The following is a 24,933-nucleotide window of genomic DNA, read 5'->3' on the forward strand; positions in this document are numbered from 1 at the left end:
CCATCGCGCCGCGCCCTGGCCGACACCCACAGCTTCATTGGAGAAGAGGAGGCGCGGCATGGGTCTGATCGTCGAAAAGCGCAGAGGCGCGGTCATGGTCTGGACCCTGGATCGGCCCGACCGGCTGAACGCCCTGCCGGATCTGGAGGACGGCGAGGCCTTCGCCGCCGCCTGCGACGCGGTCAACGCCGACCCCTCGATCCGCTGCGTGGTGATGACGGGGGCCGGGCGCGCCTTTTCGGCGGGCGGCGACCTGAAGGCGATGAAGGACCGCCGCGACCTGTTCGAGGGCTCCGGCGCCGCCATCCGCGAACGCTATCGCCGCGTCGTCCACCGCATCGTGCGCGCCCTCTACGGCCTGGAGGTTCCGCTGGTCAGCGCCGTCAACGGCCCGGCCATGGGGCTGGGCTGCGACATCGCCGGGCTGGGCGACATCCGCATCGCCTCGGACCGCGCCAGCTTCGGCGTGCCCTTCATGAAGCTGGGCATCATTCCCGGCGACGGCGGCTCGTGGCTGCTGCCGCGGAACATCGGCTACAACCGCGCCGCCGAACTGTTGTTCACCGCCCGCTCGATCGACGCCGCCACGGCCGAGCAATGGGGTCTGGTCAATCGCGTGGTCCCACATGAGACCCTGATGGACGAGGCGATGGAGACGGCCAGCCAGATCGCCGCCCAGCCGCCCCAGGCCCTGCGCATGGCCAAGACCCTGTTGCGCCAGGGCCGTGACATGAATTTCGACCAGATGCTGGAGCTGTCGGCCGCCATGCAGGCCCTGGCTCACCTGACCGACGACCACATCGAAGGCGTGACGGCGGTGCTGGAGAAGCGGGCAGGGGAATTTACGGGGAGCTGAGTTCCTCTCTTCCGCTCATCCCGGCGGACGCCGGGATGAGCGGAGAGGAGGGCGAGAAGCTAACAAAAAAGGGGCCTCGTATGAGGCCCCTTTCCGTTCTTATCCCGATCCGCCCTTACGCCCGGGCGGGGGCCTTCATGGCGCGGGCAGCGGGCACGCCGGTCGAGGCGGTCTCGCGTTTGGCGCCGGCCGTTTCGCCCGGCTTCATGAACTTCACCAGGACGCGCTGACCGATCAGCAGCGGGGCTTCATCGACGGCGACCACCACCTCGACCACGCGCTCGTCGGTGCGTTGCGAGGGATCGTCCGAGGCCAGCTTGCGGGCGCCGAAGACGGCGGCGCGGCGCAGCACCTTGCCGACATAGACCTTGGACGGGTCGCCTTCGGGGGTGATCTCGACGGCCTGATCGACGGCGACGTTGGGGATGTCGGCCTCGACGATCTCGGCGCGGGCGATGCGCGGGGCGGCCGGCTCCAGATCGAACATGTTCGACACGTTCAGGGTCGAGGCGCCGGCGCCGGGGTTGGCGTAGCGGCGCACGATGCGGCCGTCGGCGGGGGCGCGGATGACCGTCATCTCGACGTTGTAGGCGGCTTCATCGCGACGGGCGCGGGCGCTCTGCACCGCCGACTGCTGCGAGCCGAGGCGGGCCTGGGCCTGGGCGATGGCGTCGCGGGCCTGGTCCAGACGCTGGGCGGCGACGAAGTTGGTGGCGACCAGCTTCTGCAGGCGATCATACTCGCGCTGGGCCGTGGCGATGTCGACGTTGATCAGGCGCAGCTGGCTTTCGGCTTCGCCCAGGGTGGCAGAGGCGGTCTGCAGCGCCAGGCGCGGCTCGTCGTCTTCCTGGCGGGCCAGGATCTGACCGGTCTTCACCAGGTCGCCTTCCTGCACCAGAACCTCGCGCACCACGCCGCCGCGGCGGGCTGCGATCTGGATGATGCCGCCCTCGATGTCGATCTTGCCGTTGGCGATGGCGGAGTAGGGGCTTTCGACCTTCTTCTCGGCGGCCTGCGCCAGCTCGGCCTTCTTCGCGGCGCCGGCCTTCTGCATCATGCTGAAGCCGACGATCAGCACGATCAGCAGCGCCAGGCCGATCCAGAGCCATTTGTTTTTCAGAAATGCGGGCATGTGAGTCCTCAGAGGATCGGGGTCAGTGCGAGGCCAGGACGGCTTCGGGATTGGGGGTGCGGCGCTGATCGTCGATGATCACGCCGTCTTCGATGTGGATGACCCGGTCGGCCCAGGCTTCCAGGCGCGGGTCGTGGGTCACGCAGATGACGGCGGCGCCGTGCTCGGTCGCCGCGCGCCGCAGCAGGCGGATCACGATCTGGCCGTTCTCGCCGTCCAGAGCCGAGGTCGGTTCGTCGGCGAACAGGATCTGCGGATCCTTGGCCAGGGCGCGGGCGATGGCGACGCGCTGCTTCTCGCCGCCGGACAGGGCCGCCGGGCGCTGATGCAGGCGATGGCCCAGGCCGACCTCCTCCAGCGCCAGGGTCGCGCGCTTCCTGGCCTTATCCGGCGACAGGCCCTGATATTTGAGCACCGTCGTCACCTGCTGCAGGGCGGTCAGCGCCGGAAACAGGTTGAAGCCCTGGAAGATGAAGCCGCAGTGATCCAGGCGGAATTTGTCGATCCGACCGGCCGACAGCTTCCACAGGTCGTCCACGTCCAGGGCGTCGACGCGCCCTTCCTCGGGCCGCAGCAGGCCGGACAGGGCGGCGATCAGCGTCGACTTGCCCGAGCCCGACGGCCCCATGACCATGGTCAGGTCGCCGTGGCGGGCGTCGAAATTCACGCCCTTCAGCACCTCGACGAAGGAACGGCCGGACTTGAACCGCTTGGTCAGTCCCTTGGCCTCCAGGGCGAACTCGCCGTGCTTGCCGTGGACCTTGGTGTGTCCGAGTGACAGGTCGTTCATCGCAGCAGGTCCGCAGGTTGGCTCTTCTTGAGGATGCCCATCGACAGGAACCCTGACAGCATGGAGATGCCGATCAGGCCGCCGCCGACCACGAGCAGCAGGCTTGGGGGCATGGAGATGATGACGGCGTTGGACAGGGCGAACAGCGACAGCAGCCAGGTCAGCAGGATGGCCGCGCCGACCCCGACCATGCCGACCCAGAAACTCAGCTCCATGACGATACGGCGCAGGGAGCCCATGCCGACGCCCAGGGCGCGCAGGGAGGCGAACTCCTTGATGTTGGCCATGATGGCGCCGCGCAGGGTCTGCCAGGTGATGGCCACGCCGATGATGATGCCCAGCACCACGCAGCCGCCGATGATGATGACCAGTATGCCTTCCTCGAACATGGCGCCGGCGTTGGCGTCGGCCAGTTGCTGACGGGTCCAGGCCTTCCACTGGCCGTTGCCCATGGCGTTCAGCTGGGCCACCACATGCTCGGCGCGGGCCGGATCCTTGATCTTGATCATCAGCGGCCCGACACGCGGGCCTTCGAATGCCTGACCCAGCATGCGCAGGCTGTCGCGCGACATGACGATGGTCGGCTGCATCATGTTGGGATAGCCGCGCAGCACTCCGACCACGGTCACGGTCTGGCCGTTGAACAGGGCTTTGTCGCCCAGCTTGACGCCCAGCGGCGTCAGCGCGGTCTCGTCCACCGCCACGGTGAAGGGCTGACGCAGGGCCTCGACCAGTTCCTCGGAATAGTCGCGCGGAATGGTGACCGAGCCGGGCGCCGTGTCGATGATGTTGACCAGGACGCTCTTCTGCTTCGGCGCCCCCTGCTTGGCGCGGTCCGCCGCCGACATCGTCGGGTCGACATCCTTGATGTTCTGGAAATTGCCGCCCGACATGTCGAGCGTCTTCACCTCGACCACCTCGGGGTGGTTATAGGCCAGGGGCACGAAGCGGCGCGGCATCCCCATCGGGCCGCTGAACAGTGCCTTGGCGCCCGGCTGCATGATGAAGATGTCGGCGCTCGAGCGTTCGATGGCGGCGGTGAAGCCCTTGCCGATGCCGATGAAAACCCCGGTCATGGCCAGCACGAGCAGACCCGAAAGGGCCAGCGCCATGACGGCGGCCATATAGCGGCGCCACTCGAAGAGCAGCGTGGATAGCGCGAGCGACATGACGCGTTCTTATTCCCCTGACTTGCGCTGTTATCTGACCGCGCGCTGGTCCGGGGCCAAGTTAAATCGGGGTAAGGCTTCGGCTTCCCCCGGACGGCTTGCGGGATTAAGGGGGCTTGAGGCGCGTCCTTCGACGGCGCTAGTTATAAGATAACAATTGCGGGGCGTTGGGCCCTGCGCTCCGGGAGAGCCTGAATGTCGCTTCGCCGCACCGTTTCCTTCACCGCCTCGCTGGCCGCGCTTGGCGTGGCCGCCGTGGTGGTCAACGCTCCCGCGTCGGCCGCCCGCGCTGACGAGGGCATGTGGACCTTTGACAACTTCCCCATCCAGACGGTGAACGACAAATACGGCACGCGCATCGACCAGTCGTGGCTGGATCGCGTGCGCAATGCGGCTGTGCGCCTGCAGGGCTGCTCGGCCTCGTTCGTGTCGGGCGAAGGCCTGATCCTGACCAACCACCACTGTGTCATCTCCTGCGTCCAGGATCTGTCCACGGCCCAGAACGACTACGTCAAGAACGGCTGGATGCCGGCCACGCGCGAGGAAGAGAAGACCTGCCCCGGCCAGACGGCGGAAGTCCTGACCGACATCACTGACGTCACCGAGCGCGTCCTGGGCGCCGGCTCGGGCCTGGAAGGCGCGGCCTTCGTCGCCGCCCGCTCGGCCGAGATCGACGCGATCCAGAAGGAAGCCTGCGGCGACGACCGCAAGCTGACCTGCCAGGTCATCAGCTTCTATCGCGGCGGCAAATACGCCCTCTATCAGTTCCGCAAGTATGAGGACGTGCGTCTGGCTTTCGCGCCGGAGTTCCAGGCGGCCTTCTTCGGCGGCGACCCGGACAACTTCAACTTCCCGCGCTACGCCCTCGATGCCGCCTTCCTGCGCGCCTATGAGGACGGCAAGCCGGTCGCCAGCCCCAACCACCTGAAGTGGAACCCCAACGCCCCGGTCGACGGCGAAGTCACCTTCGTGGCGGGCAACCCCGGTTCGACCTCGCGCCTGCTGACCATCAGCCAGTTGGAGCGCCTGCGCGACCAGCAGATCCCGATCACCCTGATCCAGAGCGCTGAACTGCGCGGCCGTCTGGTCGAATATTCGACGACCGGCGAGGAAGAGAAGCGCGTCGCGCTGGACCCCATCTTCGGCCTGGAGAACAGCTTCAAGGTCTATTACGGCCAGCAGGGCGCCCTGACGGACCCGACCTTCATGGGCAAGAAGCGCCAGGAAGAGGCTGAACTGCGTCAGCGCGTCGCCGCCGACCCGGCCGTGGCCGAACGCATCGGCGACCCGTGGGGCGATCTGGAGAGGGTGCAGGTCACGGCTCGCGACCTCTATCTGCCCTATCGCCAGCTTGAGGCGAACGCCGGCGGCGGCTCGACCCTTTATTCCTACGCCCGCGCCATCGTCCGCGCGTCGAAGGAACGCGCCAAGCCTGTCGCCGAACGCCGCGCCGGATACGCCGACAGCGATATCGCCGCCCTGGGCCGCCGTCTGGCCTCGGAGGCGCCGATCCCGGTCGGCGTCGAGGAGATCCAGCTGTCGCACTGGATGCTGAAGACCCGCGAATATCTGACGGTCGACAGCGCCGACGTGAAGGCCATGCTGGGCGCTGAAAGCCCCGAGACGATCGCCGCCCGCCTGGTGCAGAGCCGCCTGATCGACCCGGCCTATCGCGCGCAGGCCCTGGCCATGACGCCGGAGCAGCTGGCCGCCTCGGGCGACCCGATGATCGCCTTCGTTCTGGCCAACGACAATGCGGCGCAAGCGATCCGCACCCAGTGGGACGCCGGCGTCAACGCCCCGACCGCCCGCGCCGCCGAAAAGGTCGCCCAGGCCCGCTTCGCCGTCTATGGCGACAACCTCTACCCCGACGCGACCTTCTCCTTGCGCCTGTCCTATGGTCAGGTGAAGGGCTGGACCTATCGCGGCGTGACCGTGCCGTCCTTCACCCACATGGGCGGCCTGTACGAGCGCGCCACCGGCGCCGAGCCGTTCAACGCGTCCGAGCGTTTCCTGGCGGCCAAGGACCGGATCAACAAGGACGTGGTCTACGACTTCGTTTCGACCAACGACATCATCGGCGGCAACTCCGGCTCGCCGGTGATCAACGCCAAGGGCGAAGTGATCGGCGCCGCCTTCGACGGCAACATCCACTCCCTGGGCGGCTCGTTCGGCTACGACGGCGAACTGAACCGCACGGTGTCGGTCTCGACCGCCGCCGTCACCGAGGCCCTGCGCACCGTCTACAACCAGCCGCGCCTGCTACGCGAACTGGGCGTGCGTCGCTAAGCCTGTCGGATTCAGATCCGGGATTTGAGGGGCGTCTTCGGGCGCCCCTTTTTCTTGACCTGCTTAGGACTACTGCGGCTTGCCCCGGCTTTTCTCGACGAGCACCGCCTGCTGCCAGCGACTGGGCGCCTTGTCGGTGCGGTGGATGCATCCCGCCCAGCAGCAGGGCCGCCGCTTGCCTTCGCGCAGTTCCTCGACCGCGCGCTCGATCCGCTTCTGGCGGGTGGCGTCCTGTTTGGCGTCTTCGACCCAGCAGATGAACTCATTGCGGCCCAGCGGGGTCAGGCCTCGCCACAGGGCCAGGATGTCGGCGTCGGAGGACAGCCGCGCCTGCATGTCTTTTCCGGCGACGTGCACCACGCCTTGGGGGAAGTCGTCAGACATGGCGTCAATCCCGTCCCGTTTCGTTATTCGCCGAATCTAGACCCGCGAACGCGCGCTGTGAATGCGCTCGTCAGGGGTTGCGGTTTCACTCCAGGTTCTGTTCAGACTGACCGCAAGACGGCTCTGGTTTCCAGAAGCTGCAACCTGGGCCTCGACGAGGGTCGAGGCGGCGACGCCGAGGATATTTCATGCGCCCTGCTCACACCCGTTCGCTTTTCGCCTCGGCCGCTGTCCTGGCCTTCGCCGCCGCGTCTTCGGCCAAGGCGGAGGAGGGCATGTGGACTTATGACAACTTCCCCATCGCCCGCGCCAACCAGACGCTGGGCACGAGCATCGACCAGGCCTGGCTGGACCGCGTCCGCCAGTCGTCGGTGAAGTTCGGCGGTTGCTCGGCGGGCGTCATCTCGGCCGAGGGGCTGGTGATGACCAACAACCATTGCGTCGCCACCTGCGTCGCCAACCTGTCCACGCCGCAACTGCAATACGCCGAGACCGGCTTCACGCCCAAGAGCCGCGAGGAGGAGCTGAAATGCCCCGGCGGCTCGGCCGAGATCCTGACCGACATCACCGACGTGACCGCGCGTGTCCAGAAGGCCGGCGAGGGCCTGGACGGCCAGGCCTATACCCAGGCGCGCGAGGCCGAGGCCGGCCGCATCGAGACCGAGGCTTGCGGGAACGATCCCAAGATCCGCTGCCAGGTCGTCAGCCTGTATCGCGGCGGTCAGTTCAAGCTCTACAAGTTCCGCAAATACTCCGACGTGCGCCTGGCCTGGGCGCCGGAAGACCGCGCCGCGACCTTCGGCGGCGACCTGGACAACTTCTCCTTCCCGCGCTTCGCCATCGATGCGGCCTTCATCCGCCTGTACGAAGACGGCAAGTCCGCCGCGACGCCGACCCATTTCACCTGGAACCCGAACAAGCCGACCGAGGGCGAACCCGTCTTCGTCACCGGCAACCCCGGCTCGACCCAGCGCCTGCTGACCCAGGCCCAGCTGATGACCATTCGCGACGTGGTGCTGCCGCTGGATCAGCTGATCGCGTCGGAGCTGCGCGGCCGTCTGATCCGTTATTCGAAAGAGGGCGAGGAACAGGCCTTCATCGCCATGGATCCCATCGTCGGCGTCGAGAACACCTACAAGCGCGGACGCGGGCGCATGGCCGCCCTGATCGATCCGGCCTTCATGGACCAGTTGGCCGGTCAGGAGACCGTCTTCCATCGCCGCGTCGCCGAGAATGAAGCCCTGTCGGCTGAGGTCGGCGATCCCTGGGCCGTTTTGGCGCAGGTCCAGCCGATCGCGCGCGAGCTCTATGCCCCGATGGCCTTGCTGGAAGGCGGCACGGGCATGGGCACGACCTCGGTCGCGGGCGGCTCGCCGCTGTTCAGCTGGGCGCGGGCCATCGTGCGCGGGGCGCAGGAGCGCGCCAAGCCGTCGGATCAGCGTCTGCCCGAGTTCGCCGACAGCCGCCTGTCCGGCGTGCAGTCCAGCCTGTTCGCCGAGCGCCCGACCTATCCGGAACTGGAGCAGATCCGTCTGGAGTGGTGGCTGTCAAAGACCCGCGAATGGCTGACCGTCGACAGCCCCTACGCCCGCACCCTGCTGGGCAAGGAAAGCCCCGAAGTTCTGTCGGCGCGCCTGATCGAAGGCACCAGGCTGGCCGACCCTGCCGTGCGCCGCGCCCTGTGGGAAGGCGGCCTGCCCGCCGTTCAGGCCTCGACCGATCCGCTGATCCAGTATGTCCTGGCCATCGATGCCGACGCCCGCGCCGTCCGCACTGAGTGGGACAACAAGGTCAAGGCGCCGACCGACCGCGCCTCCGCGCAACTGGCCGCCGCCCGCTTCGCCGTCTTCGGCGACGCGGTTTATCCGGACGCCACCGGCACCCTGCGCCTGACCTACGGCCGGGTCGAGGGCACGGACGTTCCGGGCCAGCGCATCGGCGCCTTCACCACCTTCGCCGGCCTGTGGGACCGCGCGACGGGCGCCGAGCCTTTCAACGTCGCGCCCAAGCTGCTGGCCGCCAAGGACCGCATCGACCCCGACGCGGTGATGAATATGGCCGTCTCGTCCGACACCATCGGCGGCTCGTCGGGTTCGCCTGCGGTGAATGCGAAGGGCGAGATCATCGGCGCCAACTTCGACTCTACCGTCCTGACCCAGCGCAACGCCTATGGCTATGATCGCAACGTCAACCGCAGCGTCATCGTCACCACCCAGGCCGTGACCACGGCCCTGCGCGACGTCTACGGCATGGATCACCTGATCCGGGAGCTGGGCGTCCAGTGAGCGAAGCGACCTTCCGTCCCGCCGCGCCGGACGATGTTCCGACGCTGCACCGCCTGATCGAAAGCGCCTATCGGGGCGACAGCGCCAAGGCCGGCTGGACGCACGAGGCCGACCTGCTGGGCGGCCAGCGCACGGATGAGGCGGAGCTGCGCGATATCCTGACCGATGCGTCGCGGATGATTCTGCTGGCCGAGGTCGACGGCGTTCTGACCGGCTGCGTCCAGGTGGCGGATCAGGGGCAGGGGCTGTCCTATCTGGGTCTGCTGACCGTCGATCCGGCGCGTCAGGCAGGCGGTCTGGGCCGCTTGCTGATCGACGCCGCCGAGGCCGAAGCCGCCGCCCGCTTCGCCGCCACGCGCATGGAGATGACGGTCATCCGTCAGCGTGCCGAGCTGATCGCCTGGTACGAGCGGCGCGGCTATCGCCTGACCGGTGAGACGCGGCCCTTCCCGATGGATGACGAGCGTTTCGGCCTGCCGCGCACACGCGAGCTGGAGTTCGTGGTGCTCGAAAAGACGCTCTGACGTCCTTCTCCCCTTGTGGGAGAAGGTGGGCGCCGAAGGCGTTCGGATGAGGGGTGCGAGCGCGACGGCATGAAAAAAGGGCGCAGGCTGCGGAGGCTGAACGTCAACCCGCGCCGCCGACACCCCTCATCCGTCAGGCTCCGCCTGCCACCTTCTCCCTCAAGGGGAGAAGGGCTTATAAATCCCGCATCTGTTTCTGGGCGGCGCTGAAATACTGCCAGCCGGTCCACAGCGTCACCAGGGCGGCCAGCCAGATCAGGGCGTCCGAGAACAGCTGGAAGGCTGGCAGATAGTCGAACGGCAGACCCCAGCCGTCCCAGTTGCGAGCGAACAGCTGGCAGCCTAGCGCCACCATCTGCAACGTCGTCTTCCACTTGGCGGCCAGGGTGACGGGCAGGTTGATGCGCCCCGCCATGGTCTCGCGCAGGGCCGAGACCGCGAACTCGCGGAACAGGATCAGGCCGCAGGGAATGATGATCTGCTGCACCGAGCCGCTCGTCAGCACGCCCAATACGGCGCCTGTCACAAGAATCTTGTCAGCGATCGGGTCCAGGATGGCGCCCCAGCGCGTCGTGGCGTTCCAGCGACGGGCCAGATAGCCGTCGATCCAGTCCGTCGAGGCGGCGATGACGAAGATCCAGAAGCCCGTCCGGTACATGGCGAACTGGTCGTCGGGGCTCAGCCAGGCCGAGACGAAGGGAAAGCCGCTGGTCGCGCCCGCCAGCAGCAGGAACATGACGATCCCGGCCGCCAGGCGCAGGCTGGTCAGGATGTTGGGGATGGCTTTGTAGGCAGGGGCCATGACGTCTTCCGTTGCAACACGCCGGGTGTGCCACGGTTCGCGGCCAGAGGCGAGGGCGCCGTGCCGGACCGAACGCCTCAGTCCAGCCGCTCGAACCGCTTCGCGCTCGTCAGCTTGGTCAGGATGCCGGCGGCGATGCCGAAGTGCAGGCCGCTGAGGCGCAGTTCGCCCGCCGCTTCCTTTTCGGCGATCCAGGGGAAGGTGCGTAGGTTGTCCAGGGACAGGCGCACCACGGCCTCCTCGGCCACGGTCTCCCGCTCGTCGGCGGGAACGCCTTCCAGGGCGGCGCTGACGGCGGGCACGCCCTGAGCGACCCAGGGAGCGACGAAGTCCTGGCAGTTGGAAGGGGCGCCGTTCATCATGGCGTTCACCCCGCCGCACGAGGCGTGGCCCATGACGACGACGTGTTTGACCTTCAGCACATTGACGCCGAACTCCAGCGCCGCCGAGACGCCGTGCAGCTTGCCGTCGGGCTGATAGGGCGGGACCAGATTGGCGACGTTGCGCACCACGAACAGCTCGCCCGGCGCCGTGTCGAAGATCAGGGCCGGGTCGGCGCGGCTGTCGGAACAGGCCACGACCAGGGTGTGCGGCTTCTGACCGTTGGCGGCCAGGGCTTCGTATTCGGCGCGTTCGGACGGCCACCGATTCTGGCGGAAGCGGTGATAGCCCTTGGTCAATTCGTTGGTCATGAAGCGCTTCCTAGACCCGCGACGGTTGGTCGCTCAACCCGAAATCGGCGTCCCTCACGACTTGTGAAAGAAGCCGTGGATGCGTTCGGCCAGCGCCTGGCTGACGCCGTCCACCTTGACCAGATCGGCGACCGAGGCGCGGCTGACCCCCTTGGCCGAGCCGAAGGCGTGCAGCAGGGCCTTCTTGCGCCCCGGCCCGACGCCTTCGATCTCGTCCAGCGGGTTCTTCTTGATGTCCATCGAGCGGCGCTTGGCGTGGGCGCCGTTGGCGAAGCGGTGCGCCTCGTCCCGCAGACGCTGGATGTAGTAGAGGGCCGGGCTCTTCAAGGGCAGCATGAAGGGCGGCTTGCCGGGCATGATGAAATGCTCCTTGCCCGCGTCGCGGTCCGGCCCCTTGGCCACGCCGACCACGGCGATGTCGTCGACGCCCAGATCGGCCATGACGGCCAGCACCTCGGCCAGTTGGCCTGCCCCGCCGTCGACCAGCAGCAGGTCGGGGCGCTCGACCGCTTCTCCGGCCTCTTCGTCCTTGACCATCTTGCCGAAGCGGCGGCGCATGACCTCGCGCATCATGCCGTAGTCGTCGCCGGGCGTCAGGTCTTCGCCCCGGATGTTGAACTTGCGGTACTGGTTCTTGCGGAAGCCCTCGGGCCCCGCGACGATCATGCCGCCGACCGCGTTGGTCCCCTGAATGTGGGCGTTGTCATAGACCTCGATCCGCTCGGGCCGGGCGTCCAGGCCGAAGGCCTCGCACACCTCGTCCAGAATCTTCGACTGGGCCGAGTTTTCGGCCAGCTTGCGGCCCAGCGCCTCGCGGGCGTTGGTCAGGGCGTGGTCGACCAGACTGGCCTTGCCGCCGCGCTGGGGACGGGCGATCTCGACCCGGTGTTCGGCCTTCATGCTGAAGGCCTCCTCCAGCAGCTCCAGCTCATGCGGGCGGACGTTGGACAGGATCAGGCGCGGGACCGGCTTGTCCTCATAGAACTGGCCGAGGAAGGCGGCGAGGATTTCCGGGTCGCTGTCGCTCTTGTCCACGCGCGGGAAATAGGCGCGGCCGCCCCAGTTCTGGCCCGCACGATAGAAGAAGACCTGAACGCAGGCCTGACCGCCCTCGGCATGCAGGGCGAAGACGTCGGCCTCGGCCACGCCCTCGGCGTTGACGCTGTTCTCCATGGCGATGGCCGACAGGGCGCGGATGCGGTCGCGCACCCGGGCGGCGGTTTCGAAGTCGAGGTCGTCGGAGGCCGCCTGCATCTCCTGCGACAGGCGGCCGATGACGGCGCGCGACTTGCCGCGCAGGAACTGCTCCGCCTCCGTGACCAGATCGCCGTAGTCTTCCAGCGAGATCAGACCTGTGCAGGGCGCCGAGCAGCGCTTGATCTGATGCAGCATGCAGGGGCGGGTGCGCGTCTCATAAACGCTGTCCGAACAGGACCGCAGCAGGAAGGCTTTCTGAAGCGTGTTCAGCGTGTGGTTGACCGCCCAGGTCGAGGCGAAGGGACCGAAGTAGTCGCCGGGAATCGTATGGGCGCCGCGATGCTTGCGGACCTGGGGCGCGCGGTGGTCGCGGCGGATCATCAGCTCGGCGAAGGACTTGTCGTCGCGCAGCAGGACGTTGAAGCGCGGCTTCAGCTTCTTGATGAAGTTCGATTCGAGCAGCAGGGCCTCGGTTTCTGAGGCGGTGACGACCAGCTCCATCGAACGGGTCAGCGACACCATCAGGCCGATGCGCTGGGTGTGGAAACGCCCTTGCGCGTACTGGACCACCCGCTTCTTCAGCGACTTGGCCTTGCCGACATAGAGGCAGGCGCCGTCCTCGCCGTACATCCGATAGACGCCGGGTTTGTCGGGCGCGCGCCGGGCTTCGTCCGCGATCAGTTCGGCGGCCTGAAGCGGAAGGGCGTTCGCCTGCGAGTCGGGTGTTTCCGGAATGTCGGGCGTCGGGTCGGTCATCAGCCGGGATATAGGCTCAGCCGCGCCGGACCAGAAGCACCCCGCCGATCACCAGCAGCACCCCGGCGATGCGGGTCAGGCTGATCGGCTGCTGCGGCACGCCCATGACGCCGAAGTGGTCGAGGATCAGGCTCAACGCCAACTGGCCCGCCACCATCAGGGTGATGGTCAGCGCCACGCCGATCTTGGGCACGCCCCAGGCGGCGGCCACTACGAAGACGCAGCCGTACAGGCCGCCCAGCCAGGCCCAGGCGGGCAGGGCCTTCATCGCCTGCACGTCCGGCCGGGCCTGCAACGCCATCGCCAGCACGCCCAGCGCCACCGTCCCGACGAAAAAGGAGACGAAGGCCGCATTGACCGGCGAGCCCACCGCGCTGGCCAGCCGCGCATTGGTCGGCCCCTGCAGGGCGGTGGCGGCGCCGCCGATGATCATGGCCAACAGGGCGAGGACGGGAAGCTGCATCGATGGTCTCACCAGTTCGGATCAGGCGCGGCGCCGCCGAAGATCTCGGCCAGGCGATCGCGGGTGGCGCGGGTCGTGTCCTCGGGCAGGGCGTCGGGGTGAAACCAGCCGATCTCGGCGATCTCGCCGTGGCTGGTCCGCTCGGTCAGGTCGAAGGCGTCGATGCGGAAAACCAGCACATGATCCCCCGGAAAGAAGCGTTCGTTGGAGTGCACCGACAAGAGGCGCGGCTCGCCTCGGACGATCAGTCCGGCCTCCTCGCGCAGTTCGCGGATGACGGCGGCTCGGGTCGTCTCGCCCTTGTCCACCCCGCCGCCGGGCAGCCACCACCCTTCCAGATAGGTGTGCTTGACCAGCAGCACCCGCCCCTCGCTGTCGACCGCCGCGCCGCGCACGCCCAGCGTCATGCCTCGGCTCATCCGCGACCAGGTGAAGAACAGCGGCCGGGTGAAAGGTTCGATGCGGGTGCGCCAGTTTGCCATGCGGGAACGATAGGCTGTCGCCGGGCGGCTTGAACAGGGGCGCGCTTGCCCCTATTCGGGGGCGGAATAGGAGACCCATCATGCTGGCCATCGCCACCATCTTCGCCTTCATCGCCGTCGTCGCCGCCTTCAACTACTTCGAGTTCGGCCGGGTTGACTGAGCCCAGGTCGGCTGACGCCCCTTCGAGGGGCGTGGCGCTGGTCACGGCCGCCTCGCGCCGGATCGGGGCGGTGTTGGCGAAGGCGGCGGCCCAGGCGGGCCATGACGTCGTCGTCCACTATCGCTCGGACGCGCAAGGCGCGCAGGCCGTGGTCCAGGGCATCGAGGCCATGGGACGGCGCGCCGTCGCCGTCCAGGCCGAGCTGACGGACGCCGGGGCGCGCGCCGCCCTGATGGATCAGGCCGCCGCCTTCGGGCCGTTGCGGGCGCTGGTCAACAACGCCTCCCTGTTTGTCTATGACCAGTTGGAGACCTTCCAGGAGGCGGACCTGCGCCTTCATCACGAGGTCAACGTCCTGGCGCCCCTGGCCCTGATCCGCGACTTCGCCGCGCGCCTGCCTGACGGGGATGAGGGCGTGGTGGTCAATATGCTGGACTATAAGGTCACGGCGCCGAACCCCGACTTCTTCTCCTATACCGTCAGCCGCGTGGGCATCGCCCATATGACCGGGGCCCTGGCCCTGGCCCTGGCGCCGCGCATCCGGGTCTGCGGCATCGCGCCGGGTCTGACCCTGCCTTCCGCCGGATGGCCTGAAGCCGACTATCAGGCGGGGGCTGAGGCCACGCCGTTGAAGCGGCCGGTGGCGATCGAGGATCTGGCGGCCGCACTGACCTTCATCCTGACGGCGCGCAGCCTGACGGGGCAGAACCTAGTGGTGGACGCCGGCGCCGGCCTGACCCGCCGCGATCGCGATCTGGAGTTCGCCTGAGGCGGTTCGCCCAAGGGCGTTCGTCGTCACATGACCTTTATTTGCCGATAGGTTGATGCTTTAGCTGCCGCCATTCATCCTGAGACCTTCATGCCCGCTGTCCGTTTCACTCGCCGCTTCTCGATGGCGCACCGGCTGATCGCCGATGCGGGGTCGAAATGCGCCGTGCCGCATGGGCATAATGAGTTCGTGACGGTGACGCTGGAGCCGACGGCCGAGATCGCCTTCGGCGGCTCCAACCACGCGGCCTCGTTCGAGCGGTTGAAGGCGCGCTGGCACGGTTTCGTCGACCGCAGCCTGGACCACGCCTTCCAGCTGAACCGCGCCGACCCCCTGCTGGCCTGGTTCCAGCAGCATGAGCCGCATCGCCTGAACCAGGTGCTGACTGTTGACGGCGATCCGACGACCGAGGCCCTGGTCATCGCCCTGTGGCGCAAGCTGGAAGCCATCCTGTCGGCCGAGGGCCTGCCGTTCCGCCTGGCCGAACTGGCCATCGAGGAGACGCCGACCAACACCGTTCTGACGCGCGGCCTGACCGAGGCGGAGCGGGCCTGGGATCTGGGCGCCTGGTGCGACCGGGCCGATTTCAGCATCAATGATCTTCTGCCGCCGGAGACCTGGTCTTGAGCGCCGTCGTCACTCCCCTGCCGTCCGTCGAGCCGCGCCGCGTGGGCCTGAAGGTCATGGTGCGCGCCCTGAAGGTCGAGGCCTCGATCGGCTTCTATGATCATGAGCATGGGCGGTTGCAGCCCCTGGTGGTGGACGTCGAGCTGGACCTGGGCGCCGCCCCGGTCGAGCGGCTGGCCGATACGCTGGACTATGACGGCGTGGCCCGCATCGTGCGCGAGCTGGCGGCGGGGCCGCACATCGCCCTGATCGAGACCTTCGCCGAGCGCGCCGCCGTCGCCTGCCTGGCCGATCCCCGCGTGCTGAGCGTCGTCGTGCGGGTCGAGAAGCCCGGCGCCATTCCCGATGCGGCGGCCGCCGCCTGCGAAGTCGCCTATTCGCGCTGAGGCCGGTTGCGCGGGATCGTCCGTCCCGCCATCATCCCGGCCTGACAAGAGGTTCCGATGGTTCAGTCCGGCGATTACAGCAGCAACAGCGGCGGCGAGGTCTCGGCCGATCTGACGGGTCTCTATGCGGGTTACGCCCTGATCCTGCTGGCGGCGCCGACCTTCGGCGCGGCGGCGGCGATCGGCCTGCTGCGCGTATGGCGTCGGCCCGCGCCCGTCGATCCGATGCTGCGCAGCCACTTTGTCTTCCAGCAGCGGACCCTGCTGGCGGCGGTGGTCGCCATCATCGCCGGGGCGGTGCTGATTCTGGTCAACGTCGGGGTTTTCGTCCTGTTCGTCATGGCGGTGTGGACCATCGTGCGCGGCGCCCTGGGCCTGAAGGATCTGCTGACGGGACGGCCCATCGCCGAGCCGCGTCGTCTCTTCTACTGAAAGGCCCGCCGTCATGAGCGATCAGAACCGCGCCGCGCCCGTCGCGGGCCGAGACGGCGCCGTGGTGGCGTGGATTCTCTATGTTCTGTCGATCCCCAGCGCGAACCTGCTGGTGCTGGTCGGGCTGGTGCTGGCCTATGTGAACCGGGGCTCGGCGACCGGGCTGGCGGCCCAGCACGTCGAGGCGCAGATCAGGCTGTTCTGGTCGGTGTTCTGGATCAGCGCCGTCCTGTGGGTGCTGGTGGCGGTCAGCGCCGTGGCCTCGGCCTTCCTGATCGGGATTCCGTTCCTTCTGTTGTTCGGCCTTCTTTTGCTGCTGGTGTCGATCTGGTTCACGGTGAAAAGCGTTCTGGGTCTGATGGCCCTGCTGACCGACCGGCCGGCCTGAGCTGAACCGTTCCCGGGAGGAGCCGCCGTGCCCGACTTCAAAGACCACGCCGCCGACCGCCGCTTCCAGCAGATGTTCGCCGACGCGGACGGGGCCGAGCATCCCGTCTGGGCAGAGTATGCGGTGCGCGGCCACGCCCGCGTCATCCTGCATGTCGAGGCCCACCCGGCCCTGCGCGGCGCGGGGGCGGCGGGCCGCTTCATGCAGGCCCTGGCCGAGCACGCCCGCGCCGAGGGGCTGACCCTGATCCCGCATTGCAGCTACGCGCTCGCCTGGCTGAAACGCCATCCCGAGTACGAGGATGTGGTGGGGTCGTAGCGGCGCGCGGTCAGAAGGATCCGCCTTCTGGCTGTTCCGCGCCGCCCTTCGGGTCGACCCGACGCGGTTTGCGCTTCGCGCGCTCAAGCAGCGAGCCGCCGCGCGGCGAGCGGTAGCGCCCTTAAATCAAGGATGACTCTTCGCCACGATGGCCTTCATGGTCTCGGCCTTGGCGGGCAGATCCTGGACCAGCCGGGCGGCCAGTTCGCGGGCGCCGACGGGATAGGCGTCGCCGCCGTCGGCGATCTCCTTGGCCATGTCGGCGGCCTTGCACAGGGCGACCTCGAGGGCCTCGACCTGTTCGAGCGCCAAGGCGCGGGCTTCGGCCTGCAGGCGCTTGACCCGTTCGGCGGTGGTTTCGGGCGCGCGCATCAGGTCATAGACCTCGGCTTCCGGCGAGGAGACCACGCGCAGGGCGGCGCGGGCGTCGGATTCATTGCTGGACTTGGTCATCGGCGTCTCTCCTTAACGCACCATGCCGCATTTTCGCCGCAAGGTCGCATCCCATTTTGCGGCCAAGCTCAAGGGCGCGCCGCCATGTTGCCCGCAAGCCTCATGAACCGGGCCTCATGAATCGGGGATGAAGGGCGGCCGAAGGCGAGAACTCTTACCGCCCCTTCCTGAACGCCTCCGCCTTCTCGGCCGCCGCCTCTTTCCGCCAGCGTTTGGGGGCGGACTTGTCGACCTCTTCCCCCGCGCCCGTCAGGGCTTCGTTGGCGAATTCGAGGTCGAGGAGCTTCATCTTCTTGATCTCGTCGCGCAGGCGGGCGGCTTCCTCGAACTCGAGGTTGGCGGCGGCTTCGCGCATGCGGCCTTCCAGATCCTTGAGGGCGGCCTGGAAGTTGGAGCCGACGAAGGGCCTGGCTTCCTCGGCGACGCCGGGGCGGGTCAGGCGGTCCAGGTCGCGGGACTCATAGGGGCTCTCGAGGATCTCCTTGATGTCGCGCTTGACCGTCTCGGGCGTGATGCCGTGTTCGAGGTTGTAGGCCTGCTGCTTCTCGCGGCGGCGGTCGGTCTCGGCGATGGCGCGCTCCATCGAGCCGGTCATGCGGTCGGCGTAGAGGATGACGCGGCCGTCGACGTTGCGCGCCGCGCGGCCGATGGTCTGGATCAGGGAGGTCTCGGAACGCAGGAAGCCCTCCTTGTCCGCGTCGAGGATGGCGACCAGGCCGCACTCGGGAATGTCGAGGCCCTCGCGCAGCAGGTTGATGCCGATCAGCACGTCGAACGACCCGAGGCGCAGGTCGCGCAGAATCTCGATCCGCTCCAGCGTATCAACGTCGGAGTGCATGTAGCGGACGCGCACCCCTTGCTCGTGCATGTATTCGGTCAGGTCTTCGGCCATCTTCTTGGTCAGGGTGGTGACCAGGGAGCGGTAGCCGGCGCGGGCGGTGGCCTTCACCTCGTCGATGACGTCGTCGACCTGGTTGCGGGTGGCGCCGGAGACGGGGCGGATCTCGACCGGGGGGTCGATCAGGCCGGTGGGGCGGATGACCTGTTCGGTGAAGACGCCGCCGGTCTTGTCCAGCTCCCAGGCGCCGGGAGTGGCCGAGACGAAGACGGTCTGGGGCCGCATGGCGTCCCATTCCTCGAACTTCAGCGGGCGGTTGTCGATGGCCGACGGCAGGCGGAAGCCGTACTCGGCCAGGGTCGACTTGCGGCGGTAGTCGCCGCGGAACATGGCGCCGATCTGGCCGACGGTGACGTGGCTCTCATCCACGAACAGCAGGGCGTTGTCGGGGATGTATTCGAAGAAGGTGGGCGGCGGCTCGCCCGGCGCTCGGCCGGTCAGCCAGCGGCTGTAGTTCTCGATGCCGGCGCAGGAGCCGGTGGCCTCCATCATCTCCAGATCGAAGCGGGTGCGTTGTTCGAGGCGCTGGGCCTCCAGCAGCTTGCCGTTCTCGACCATCCAGTCGAGCGTCTCCTTCAGCTCGGCCTTGATGCCGTTGACGGCCTGATTGAGCGTCGGGCGCGGGGTGACGTAGTGGCTGGCGGCGTAGACGGTGACCTCGTCCAGCGCATTGGTCTTCTTGCCGGTCAGGGGGTCGAATTCGTCGATGGCCTCGATCTCGTCGCCGAACAGGCTGATGCGCCAGGCGCGGTCCTCGAGGTGGACGGGGAAGATCTCCAGCGTGTCGCCGCGCTTGCGGAACATGCCGCGCTCGAAATGCAGGTCATTGCGCTTGTACTGCAGGGCGATCAGGTCGGCGCGCAGCTTGGCCTCGTCGATCTGGTCGCCGACCTTCAGGTTGAAGGTCATGGCGGTGTAGGTCTCGACCGAGCCGATGCCGTAGATGCAACTGACCGAGGCGACGACGATGACGTCGTCCCGCTCCAGGATCGCGCGGGTGGCGGCGTGGCGCATCCGGTCGATCTGCTCGTTAATCGACGAGTCCTTCTCGATGTAGGTGTCGGTGCGCGGGACGTAGGCCTCGGGCTGGTAGTAGTCGTAGTAGCTGACGAAATACTCGACCGCATTGTCGGGGAAGAAGGCCTTGAACTCGGAATAGAGCTGGGCGGCCAGCGTCTTGTTATGGGCCAGGATCAGGGCCGGGCGCTGGGTCTGTTCGATGACCTTGGCCATGGTGAAGGTCTTGCCCGAGCCGGTGACGCCCAGCAGCACCTGTTCGCGATCGCCCTCGTCGGCCTGGGACACAAGCTCGGCGATGGCCGAGGGCTGGTCGCCGGCGGGCTGGTATTTCGTCTCCAGCCGGAAGGGGATGCGCTTCTTGTTGGTCGGTCGATCGGGGCGGTGAGGAACCCAGTCGGCGGGAGCGGCGGGGGCTTCTTCAGGCGTCAGGCGCGGGCCGTTCACCGGCGCGAACATCGGCGCGCGGCCGTGGTCGAAGGCGACCGGCGCCTCGCTGAGACCGGGATTGGGCGTGTGGACGGGCTTGGTCGGTTTCGCGGGAGAACGGGCCATGAACATCAAGGTAATGCGCGCGCGCGCAAGGCGCTAGGGTCGAGCGAGCGGAGATCGAGGTCGGTGCGGCCGTCACGGCTTCGACGAAGCGTCGCCATAATCAGGCGATGAGGCTGCCGCATTTGAGGCGGTAATGGCTCAATGGGGACATATTTCGGAGAAAAATGTCTAAATTGGACAATATATCGGTATGAACTCGGCATTCTAGCGTCGAAATTGCCTCACAAATCTGCCTAACAACGATTTTTTGAAAGATTTTGGTTGATGGTATGTCGTTGCATCCATACCGCAAGGATGTTGGACCGGGTACGGCCCTGGTCAACCTGGCCGTGACGCAATACACGGAAATGTCGAGCAAGCTGTTCGCTGACGATCCGCTGATTGACTACAAGGGCATGTTGAACACGCCTGAGTTCACTGGAACGGCGGACGTATCCTATGCTTGGGATCAATGGCGCGTTCGCTATGGCGTCGAGTGGATCCAGGGCATGGACAGCTACGACTACTATCGCCAGAATCCGTCGACTAGCCAGTACGACCTGGAGGTCGATGACTACTTCCAGCACAATGTCTCCGTGCAATATACGAGCGAAGGCTGGACGGTTACGGCCGGCGTACGCAACTTGCTGAATGAAGACCCGCCGACGATTTCGTCGGGCTATTACAACCGGGTCGGCAACGCCCCGCTGTACTCGGGTTACGACTACCTGGGCCGGACGGCCTTCGTGAACCTCACGAAGTCCTTCTAAGCCTGACCTGATTTCAGGTTGAGGAGAGGGCGGCGGACTTCGGTCCGTCGCCCTTTCTGCTTTTGAAACGGCAGTTTCCGGGTTGTGCGAAGCGGGGCGGGTCGCCAAGCTCCGCGCCATGAGTGAGCTTCGCGACGTCTTCATCACCGGGACCGGCGCCGTCCTGCCCGGCGAGCGGATCGGCAACGATCGGATGGAGGACTTCATCGGCCGCATCGGCGGGCGGGCGTCCGCCGTCGGGCGGCGCGCCCTGCGCTGGAACGGGATCGAGGGGCGGCATTACGCCTTGAACGCCGATGGGGCGCCGCTGCACTCCAACGCCTCCATGTGCGCCGAGGCGGTGCGGGCGGCGCTGGATGAGGCGGGATTGAGCCTCGGCGATCTGCAGCATCTGGGCGCGGCGGCGACGCAGGGCGACTATCTGGTGCCCGGCCACGCCAGCGCGGTTCAGGCCGAACTGGGCGCCGGGCCGCTGGAGGCGTTCAGCTATCAATCGGTCTGCGCCAGCGCGCTGATGGCGGCCAAGGGGGCGTGGCTGAGCGTGCGGGCGGGGGAAGCGGAGGTCGCCGCCGCCTGTGCGGGCGAGTTTTCGTCGCGCTGGTTCCGGCCCGCCTTCTATGAGGGCACGGCGCTGGTGGACGAGAAGGGCCGGGCGCGGATCGAGGCGGACTTCCTGCGCTTCACCTTGTCGGACGGAGCGGGCGCCGTGGTGATGGAGCCGAGGCCCAAGCCTGAGGGCCTGAGCCTGAAGGTCGAGTGGATCGACATGACCTCGCTGGCCGGACGCTTTGATCCCTGCATGTGGGCCGGTTCGACGCCTGAGGCGCGCGCCGACATGACCAGCGCCTGGAGCCACGCAGGCCCTGTGGCCGCCCATGCGGCGGGGGCGGTGGCCCTGTTGCAGGATTTCGAACTGCTGAAGATCGTCATCCGCGCCTGGATCGGCGTCTGGCTGGAGAAGGTGGACGCCGGGCGGATCGTGCCCGATCAGGTCGATCATCTGCTGTGCCATTACTCCGCGCGGTCGCTGCGCGAGGAGATCGTCGGCCTGCTGGAAAGCACGGCCGCCATGATCCCCGAAGAGAAGTGGTTCACGACCCTGGCCGACAGCGGCAATGTCGGCTCGGCGTCGATCTGGGTCATGCTGGACGCCTTCCTGAAGTCGGGACGCGGAAAGCGCAAAGACAAGGTGCTGTGCATCGTGCCCGAGAGCGGGCGGGCGATGATCGGCTTCATGATGCTGGAGATTGTGTGATGGCGGAACGCGAAGCCGAGGCGGCGGTGGCCGACACTCTGAGGAAGCTGGCGGTCGTTTTCGCCGATTTCGAGCAGCGGCTAGAGGCGACGCCGCTGATCCGCAAGCTGACGCGCGGGCGGTTCGAGATCGCCGATTACCACGCCTTCCTGATCAACCTGCGCCAGCAGGTGAAGGACGGGGCGCTGTGGATGAGCCGGGCGGCGTCCAACATCGGCGAGAACCATCTGGAGCTGCGCTCGACCCTGATGCGCCATGCGGTGACGGAGCATCGCGACTTCCGCCTGCTGGAGGCCGACTTCGTGGCGGCGGGCGGGGCGCTGGACGACATTCAGTCGGCGCCGAAGAATGTGGGGTCCGAGGCCCTGTCGGCCTGGATGTTCCATGAGGCGTCGAAGCCCGATCCCTTCGGCCTGCTGGGGGCCATGTTCATCATCGAGGGGCTGGGTTCGATCAAGGCGCGGCCCTGGGGCCTGAAGGTGCAGGAGCGGCTGGCCCTGCCCGACGAGGCGGTGCGCTTCCTGCTGTATCACGGCGACAACGACGCCGAGCACATGAAGGAGTTCGAGGAGATGCTGGGCATGGTCCTGCCCGATCCCTTCATCGCCGAACGCATCGTCACGACGGCCAGGGTGACGGCCCGCCTCTACGCCCTGCAGATCGAGGAGATCGCGGCGTGAGATACTTCAAGCCGGGGGAGGATCCGTTCGACCCCGCGCGGTTCGATCCCAAGGATCCCGATCCGTGGATGGCGCTGTATCTGGATCACAGCCTGCCGATCGACGACGGGGCCAAGCGCGACCTGTTGCTGGGGGCGCGGTCGCGGTCGCGGCGCTGGCTGTTCCCGGTGGCGCGGCCGCTGGTGTTCCTGTTCTTCTGTCTGGTGAAGGTGCTGCGGGTCATTTCGCCCAAGTACCCGAACCTGAACGGCCTGCTGCACAAGACCATCCACTGGGGCCTGCGGACCTTTGTGACGCCCGAGGGCAATCGGGTGATCCTGCGCCACTTCCACGTCGGATCCGAGCTGACCGCCTTCGTGCGCGAGAACGCGGGGGTGGGCGACAAGGTGACGAAATGGCCCCTGACGCCGACGCGGCTGAAGGATATCGAACCGGACCTGTTCCTTCAGCACGACCTGAACATCTTCAACTTCGTCATCGAGATGAACGCCGTCCTGCGCGCCGAGGGGCGGGAGCTGATGCCGCCCGAGCGGATCGACTTCTCCATGATCTCGGACGAATTTCCGCCGTTCGAGGAGTTTCCGCGCAAGTGGCACAACTTCGTCGACGTGCAGACGGCGGTGGAGTTCTACACCCCCATCTATGCGCTGATGCTGCCGCGCGACGACTTCGTGCGGGCGTCCAGTTCGCTGCAGCTGGACGAGGTGATGGCCATCTATATCGCCCGCATTCTGGGCACGAGCTACCACATGGCCTTCGTCAAGAACGGTCATCCGCTGGTGGCGCTGTCGACGCTACAGGCGGGCTATCGGCTGATGATGCACGGGCTGGATTCGGAGGCCATGCACGGCTGGCTGCGGGTGATGAAGGCGCGTCAGGCGGCGGGCCTGCCGCTGGACCCGGCCAACTCGGGCGCGCCGAAGTAGGGCGCTGCGGTCCAACACCGTCACCCTCGGGCTTGTCCCGAGGGCACACGGCGGCTGCAAGCTCAAGGGCGCGTCGTTTTCATACCTGCCCTCCACATCCCGCGCCAAGCCAAGAGGAACGCTGGGCCCTCGGGACAAGCCCGAGGGTGACGAGGGAAGAGGGTTGATTTCCGCTGGCGCGCGGCGCGGCGGCTGCTAGCGTGGCCGTCATGAAATCGGCGCGTTCTTTTCTGACCTCTCTTAGCACGATGGTGCTGCTGTCGCTTGTGCTGGGCCTGCTGGCCGGGGCGGCGGCGCAGACTTGGGGTCTGCCGGGCGGCCATGTCACGGCGGACTTCATCCAGGCGCTGGGGCAGCTGTGGCTGAATGCGCTGCGGATGACGATCATCCCCCTGGTGTTCAGCCTGCTGGTGACGGGCATCGCCTCCATCGCCGATGCGGCGCGGACCGGGCGGCTGGCGCTGAAGGCGGTGTCGTGGTTCGGAGGGCTGATCGTCTTTGCGACCATCTATGCGGTGGCGGCCGCCTATGGGCTGCACGCCCTGTGGCCGATCGACCCGGAAGGCGCGCGCCTGTTGCTGGCGATCAAGCCGGAAGGCGCCGAGGGCCTGGGCGCCGGCGCGCCGTTCAGCGAGTTCCTGAAGACCATCGCCCCGGCCAATCCGATCCGCGCGGCGGCCGAGGACGCCATTCTGGGCATGGTGGTGTTCGCGGTCTTCTTCGGCTTTGCGGCGTCGGGCTTGCCGGAGCGGCTGCGAGTTCCGCTGATCACCTTCTTCGAGGCGGTGGGCGAGACGATGATCGTCATCGTCCGCTGGGTGCTGAAGGCGGCGCCGCTGGGCGTCTTCGCCCTGTCGATCGGGGTGGGGCTGACGGCGGGGGCCAGCGCGGCGGGGGTTCTGCTGCACTATGTGGCGCTGATCTCGCTCGCCTGCATCGGCATCGGCCTGATCTTCTATCCGCTGGCGGTCCTCTTCGGCCGGGTGTCGCTGGGTCGGTTCGCGCGGGCGGCGGCCCCAGCGCAGGTGGTGGCCTTCTCCACCCAGTCGTCGCTGGCCAGCCTGCCGGTCATGGTCGAGCGGGCGGTCGACGAACTGGGCGTCAGGCGGGCCACGGCGGGCCTGGTCCTGCCGCTGGCGGTGGCGGTGTTCCGCATCACCAGCCCGGTCGCCAATCTGGGGGTGGCCATCTATTGCGCCCATCTGTTCGGGCTGGAGCCTTCGGCGGGACAACTGCTGGCCGCCATGCTGACGGCGGTGCTGATCTCGATCGGCACGGTGGGGTTGCCGGGTCAGGCCAGCTTCTTCGCCTCCATCGCCCCGATCTGCATCGCCATGGGGGTGCCGCTGGAGCTGCTGCCCCTGCTGCTGGCGGTCGAGGTCGTGCCCGACATCTTCCGCACCCTGGGCAACGTCACGGCCGACCTGGCCGTGGTCCGCATCGTCCAGGGCGGAGAGGTCGAAACTTCAGACTGAACGTCGGTTGACGAGGCAGGCGC

General features: G+C 67.4%; 27 protein-coding genes. 16 read left to right on the forward strand and 11 right to left on the reverse strand.

Going from position 1 to position 24,933, the window contains the following annotated elements:
- Positions 1–58: 58 nt before the first annotated feature.
- A complete protein-coding gene (locus tag AC3A3G_RS05580) occupies positions 59–856 on the forward strand; it encodes a crotonase/enoyl-CoA hydratase family protein (protein ID WP_487487728.1) in 798 nt (265 codons plus the stop codon).
- A gap of 115 nt (positions 857–971) precedes the next feature.
- Here the strand turns inward: AC3A3G_RS05580 and AC3A3G_RS05585 are convergent, their stop codons facing one another.
- From AC3A3G_RS05585 to AC3A3G_RS05595, 3 genes are read right to left on the reverse strand one after another with little or no spacing between them, the layout of a single operon-like run.
- Entirely contained in the window at positions 972–1,988 is a 1,017-nt protein-coding gene (locus tag AC3A3G_RS05585; RefSeq protein ID WP_487487729.1) for an HlyD family secretion protein, read from the reverse strand.
- Positions 1,989–2,010: 22 nt separating this feature from the next.
- Entirely contained in the window at positions 2,011–2,778 is a 768-nt protein-coding gene (locus AC3A3G_RS05590) for an ABC transporter ATP-binding protein (protein WP_200168418.1), read from the reverse strand.
- Positions 2,775–3,947: an ABC transporter permease gene (locus tag AC3A3G_RS05595; RefSeq protein WP_200168417.1), complete on the reverse strand. Its 1,173-nt coding sequence runs from the start codon at positions 3,945–3,947 to the stop codon at positions 2,775–2,777. The genes AC3A3G_RS05590 and AC3A3G_RS05595 overlap by 4 nt, the downstream gene beginning before the upstream one ends.
- Positions 3,948–4,142: 195 nt before the next feature.
- Between AC3A3G_RS05595 and AC3A3G_RS05600 the strand changes: the two genes are divergently transcribed.
- Positions 4,143–6,236: a S46 family peptidase gene (locus tag AC3A3G_RS05600; RefSeq protein WP_487487730.1), complete on the forward strand. Its 2,094-nt coding sequence runs from the start codon at positions 4,143–4,145 to the stop codon at positions 6,234–6,236.
- Between the two features lie 69 nt (positions 6,237–6,305).
- Here AC3A3G_RS05600 and AC3A3G_RS05605 read toward each other — a convergent pair whose 3' ends face one another.
- Positions 6,306–6,620, reverse strand: a complete 315-nt coding sequence (locus AC3A3G_RS05605; RefSeq protein ID WP_125900508.1) for a YdeI/OmpD-associated family protein — start codon at positions 6,618–6,620, stop codon at positions 6,306–6,308.
- Positions 6,621–6,808: 188 nt separating this feature from the next.
- On the opposite strand from AC3A3G_RS05605, the gene AC3A3G_RS05610 reads away from it, so the two are divergent.
- Both AC3A3G_RS05610 and AC3A3G_RS05615 read left to right on the forward strand, forming a co-directional pair.
- On the forward strand, positions 6,809–8,905 hold the full coding sequence (locus AC3A3G_RS05610; protein ID WP_487487731.1) for a S46 family peptidase: 2,097 nt from the start codon (positions 6,809–6,811) through the stop codon (positions 8,903–8,905).
- Positions 8,902–9,429 carry a GNAT family N-acetyltransferase gene (locus tag AC3A3G_RS05615; protein ID WP_200168414.1) on the forward strand — a complete coding sequence of 176 codons (528 nt, stop codon included), beginning with the start codon at positions 8,902–8,904 and terminating at the stop codon, positions 9,427–9,429. The genes AC3A3G_RS05610 and AC3A3G_RS05615 overlap by 4 nt, the downstream gene beginning before the upstream one ends.
- A 175-nt stretch (positions 9,430–9,604) precedes the next feature.
- Here AC3A3G_RS05615 and pgsA read toward each other — a convergent pair whose 3' ends face one another.
- The 5 genes from pgsA to AC3A3G_RS05640 form a co-directional block, all read right to left on the reverse strand.
- Positions 9,605–10,231 carry a CDP-diacylglycerol--glycerol-3-phosphate 3-phosphatidyltransferase gene (pgsA, locus tag AC3A3G_RS05620; RefSeq protein WP_292060225.1) on the reverse strand — a complete coding sequence of 209 codons (627 nt, stop codon included), beginning with the start codon at positions 10,229–10,231 and terminating at the stop codon, positions 9,605–9,607.
- 77 nt (positions 10,232–10,308) lie between these two features.
- Positions 10,309–10,923 carry a carbonic anhydrase gene (locus AC3A3G_RS05625; RefSeq protein WP_368923757.1) on the reverse strand — a complete coding sequence of 205 codons (615 nt, stop codon included), beginning with the start codon at positions 10,921–10,923 and terminating at the stop codon, positions 10,309–10,311.
- A gap of 54 nt (positions 10,924–10,977) precedes the next feature.
- On the reverse strand, positions 10,978–12,876 hold the full coding sequence (gene uvrC / locus AC3A3G_RS05630) for an excinuclease ABC subunit UvrC (protein ID WP_487487732.1): 1,899 nt from the start codon (positions 12,874–12,876) through the stop codon (positions 10,978–10,980).
- A 16-nt stretch (positions 12,877–12,892) separates the two neighbouring features.
- Positions 12,893–13,339, reverse strand: coding sequence for a DMT family transporter (locus tag AC3A3G_RS05635; protein ID WP_487487733.1), 447 nt, complete (start codon positions 13,337–13,339; stop codon positions 12,893–12,895).
- An 8-nt stretch (positions 13,340–13,347) separates the two neighbouring features.
- Positions 13,348–13,821 carry an NUDIX domain-containing protein gene (locus AC3A3G_RS05640; protein WP_487487734.1) on the reverse strand — a complete coding sequence of 158 codons (474 nt, stop codon included), beginning with the start codon at positions 13,819–13,821 and terminating at the stop codon, positions 13,348–13,350.
- 29 nt (positions 13,822–13,850) lie between these two features.
- Between AC3A3G_RS05640 and AC3A3G_RS05645 the strand changes: the two genes are divergently transcribed.
- The 7 genes from AC3A3G_RS05645 to AC3A3G_RS05675 all read left to right on the forward strand — a co-directional run bounded on the left by AC3A3G_RS05645 (position 13,851) and on the right by AC3A3G_RS05675 (position 16,902).
- Positions 13,851–13,982, forward strand: coding sequence for a hypothetical protein (locus AC3A3G_RS05645; RefSeq protein ID WP_003166112.1), 132 nt, complete (start codon positions 13,851–13,853; stop codon positions 13,980–13,982).
- A gap of 31 nt (positions 13,983–14,013) precedes the next feature.
- Positions 14,014–14,751, forward strand: coding sequence for an SDR family oxidoreductase (locus tag AC3A3G_RS05650; RefSeq protein WP_289648292.1), 738 nt, complete (start codon positions 14,014–14,016; stop codon positions 14,749–14,751).
- Between the two features lie 90 nt (positions 14,752–14,841).
- Entirely contained in the window at positions 14,842–15,378 is a 537-nt protein-coding gene (locus AC3A3G_RS05655; protein WP_368923750.1) for a 6-pyruvoyl trahydropterin synthase family protein, read from the forward strand.
- Positions 15,375–15,764 carry a dihydroneopterin aldolase gene (gene folB, locus AC3A3G_RS05660; protein WP_368923748.1) on the forward strand — a complete coding sequence of 130 codons (390 nt, stop codon included), beginning with the start codon at positions 15,375–15,377 and terminating at the stop codon, positions 15,762–15,764. Before AC3A3G_RS05655 ends, folB begins: the two co-directional genes overlap by 4 nt.
- Positions 15,765–15,821: 57 nt before the next feature.
- Entirely contained in the window at positions 15,822–16,196 is a 375-nt protein-coding gene (locus AC3A3G_RS05665) for a serine/threonine protein kinase (protein WP_125900516.1), read from the forward strand.
- A 13-nt stretch (positions 16,197–16,209) separates the two neighbouring features.
- Positions 16,210–16,584 carry a hypothetical protein gene (locus tag AC3A3G_RS05670; RefSeq protein ID WP_487487735.1) on the forward strand — a complete coding sequence of 125 codons (375 nt, stop codon included), beginning with the start codon at positions 16,210–16,212 and terminating at the stop codon, positions 16,582–16,584.
- A gap of 27 nt (positions 16,585–16,611) precedes the next feature.
- Complete coding sequence (locus AC3A3G_RS05675) at positions 16,612–16,902, forward strand: GNAT family N-acetyltransferase (protein ID WP_487487736.1); 291 nt, start codon at positions 16,612–16,614, stop codon at positions 16,900–16,902.
- A 126-nt stretch (positions 16,903–17,028) separates the two neighbouring features.
- Here AC3A3G_RS05675 and AC3A3G_RS05680 read toward each other — a convergent pair whose 3' ends face one another.
- Entirely contained in the window at positions 17,029–17,355 is a 327-nt protein-coding gene (locus AC3A3G_RS05680; protein ID WP_087138999.1) for a hypothetical protein, read from the reverse strand.
- A 154-nt stretch (positions 17,356–17,509) separates the two neighbouring features.
- Complete coding sequence (uvrB, locus tag AC3A3G_RS05685) at positions 17,510–19,825, reverse strand: excinuclease ABC subunit UvrB (RefSeq protein ID WP_487487737.1); 2,316 nt, start codon at positions 19,823–19,825, stop codon at positions 17,510–17,512.
- A 269-nt stretch (positions 19,826–20,094) separates the two neighbouring features.
- Here uvrB and AC3A3G_RS05690 point away from each other — a divergent pair, with 269 nt between their 5' ends.
- The 5 genes from AC3A3G_RS05690 to AC3A3G_RS05710 all read left to right on the forward strand — a co-directional run bounded on the left by AC3A3G_RS05690 (position 20,095) and on the right by AC3A3G_RS05710 (position 24,910).
- Positions 20,095–20,574: a hypothetical protein gene (locus AC3A3G_RS05690; protein ID WP_487487738.1), complete on the forward strand. Its 480-nt coding sequence runs from the start codon at positions 20,095–20,097 to the stop codon at positions 20,572–20,574.
- Between the two features lie 118 nt (positions 20,575–20,692).
- On the forward strand, positions 20,693–21,829 hold the full coding sequence (locus AC3A3G_RS05695; protein ID WP_487487739.1) for a beta-ketoacyl-ACP synthase III: 1,137 nt from the start codon (positions 20,693–20,695) through the stop codon (positions 21,827–21,829).
- Positions 21,769–22,509 carry an iron-containing redox enzyme family protein gene (locus AC3A3G_RS05700; protein ID WP_487487740.1) on the forward strand — a complete coding sequence of 247 codons (741 nt, stop codon included), beginning with the start codon at positions 21,769–21,771 and terminating at the stop codon, positions 22,507–22,509. The genes AC3A3G_RS05695 and AC3A3G_RS05700 overlap by 61 nt, the downstream gene beginning before the upstream one ends.
- Positions 22,506–23,435 (forward strand): DUF6999 family protein, encoded by a 930-nt coding sequence (locus AC3A3G_RS05705; RefSeq protein ID WP_200215597.1) that lies wholly within the window; start codon positions 22,506–22,508, stop codon positions 23,433–23,435. Before AC3A3G_RS05700 ends, AC3A3G_RS05705 begins: the two co-directional genes overlap by 4 nt.
- 209 nt (positions 23,436–23,644) lie before the next feature.
- On the forward strand, positions 23,645–24,910 hold the full coding sequence (locus tag AC3A3G_RS05710) for a dicarboxylate/amino acid:cation symporter (protein WP_487487881.1): 1,266 nt from the start codon (positions 23,645–23,647) through the stop codon (positions 24,908–24,910).
- Positions 24,911–24,933 lie beyond the last annotated feature (23 nt).

This window comes from Brevundimonas sp. Soil_N_31 (genome assembly GCF_057655995.1).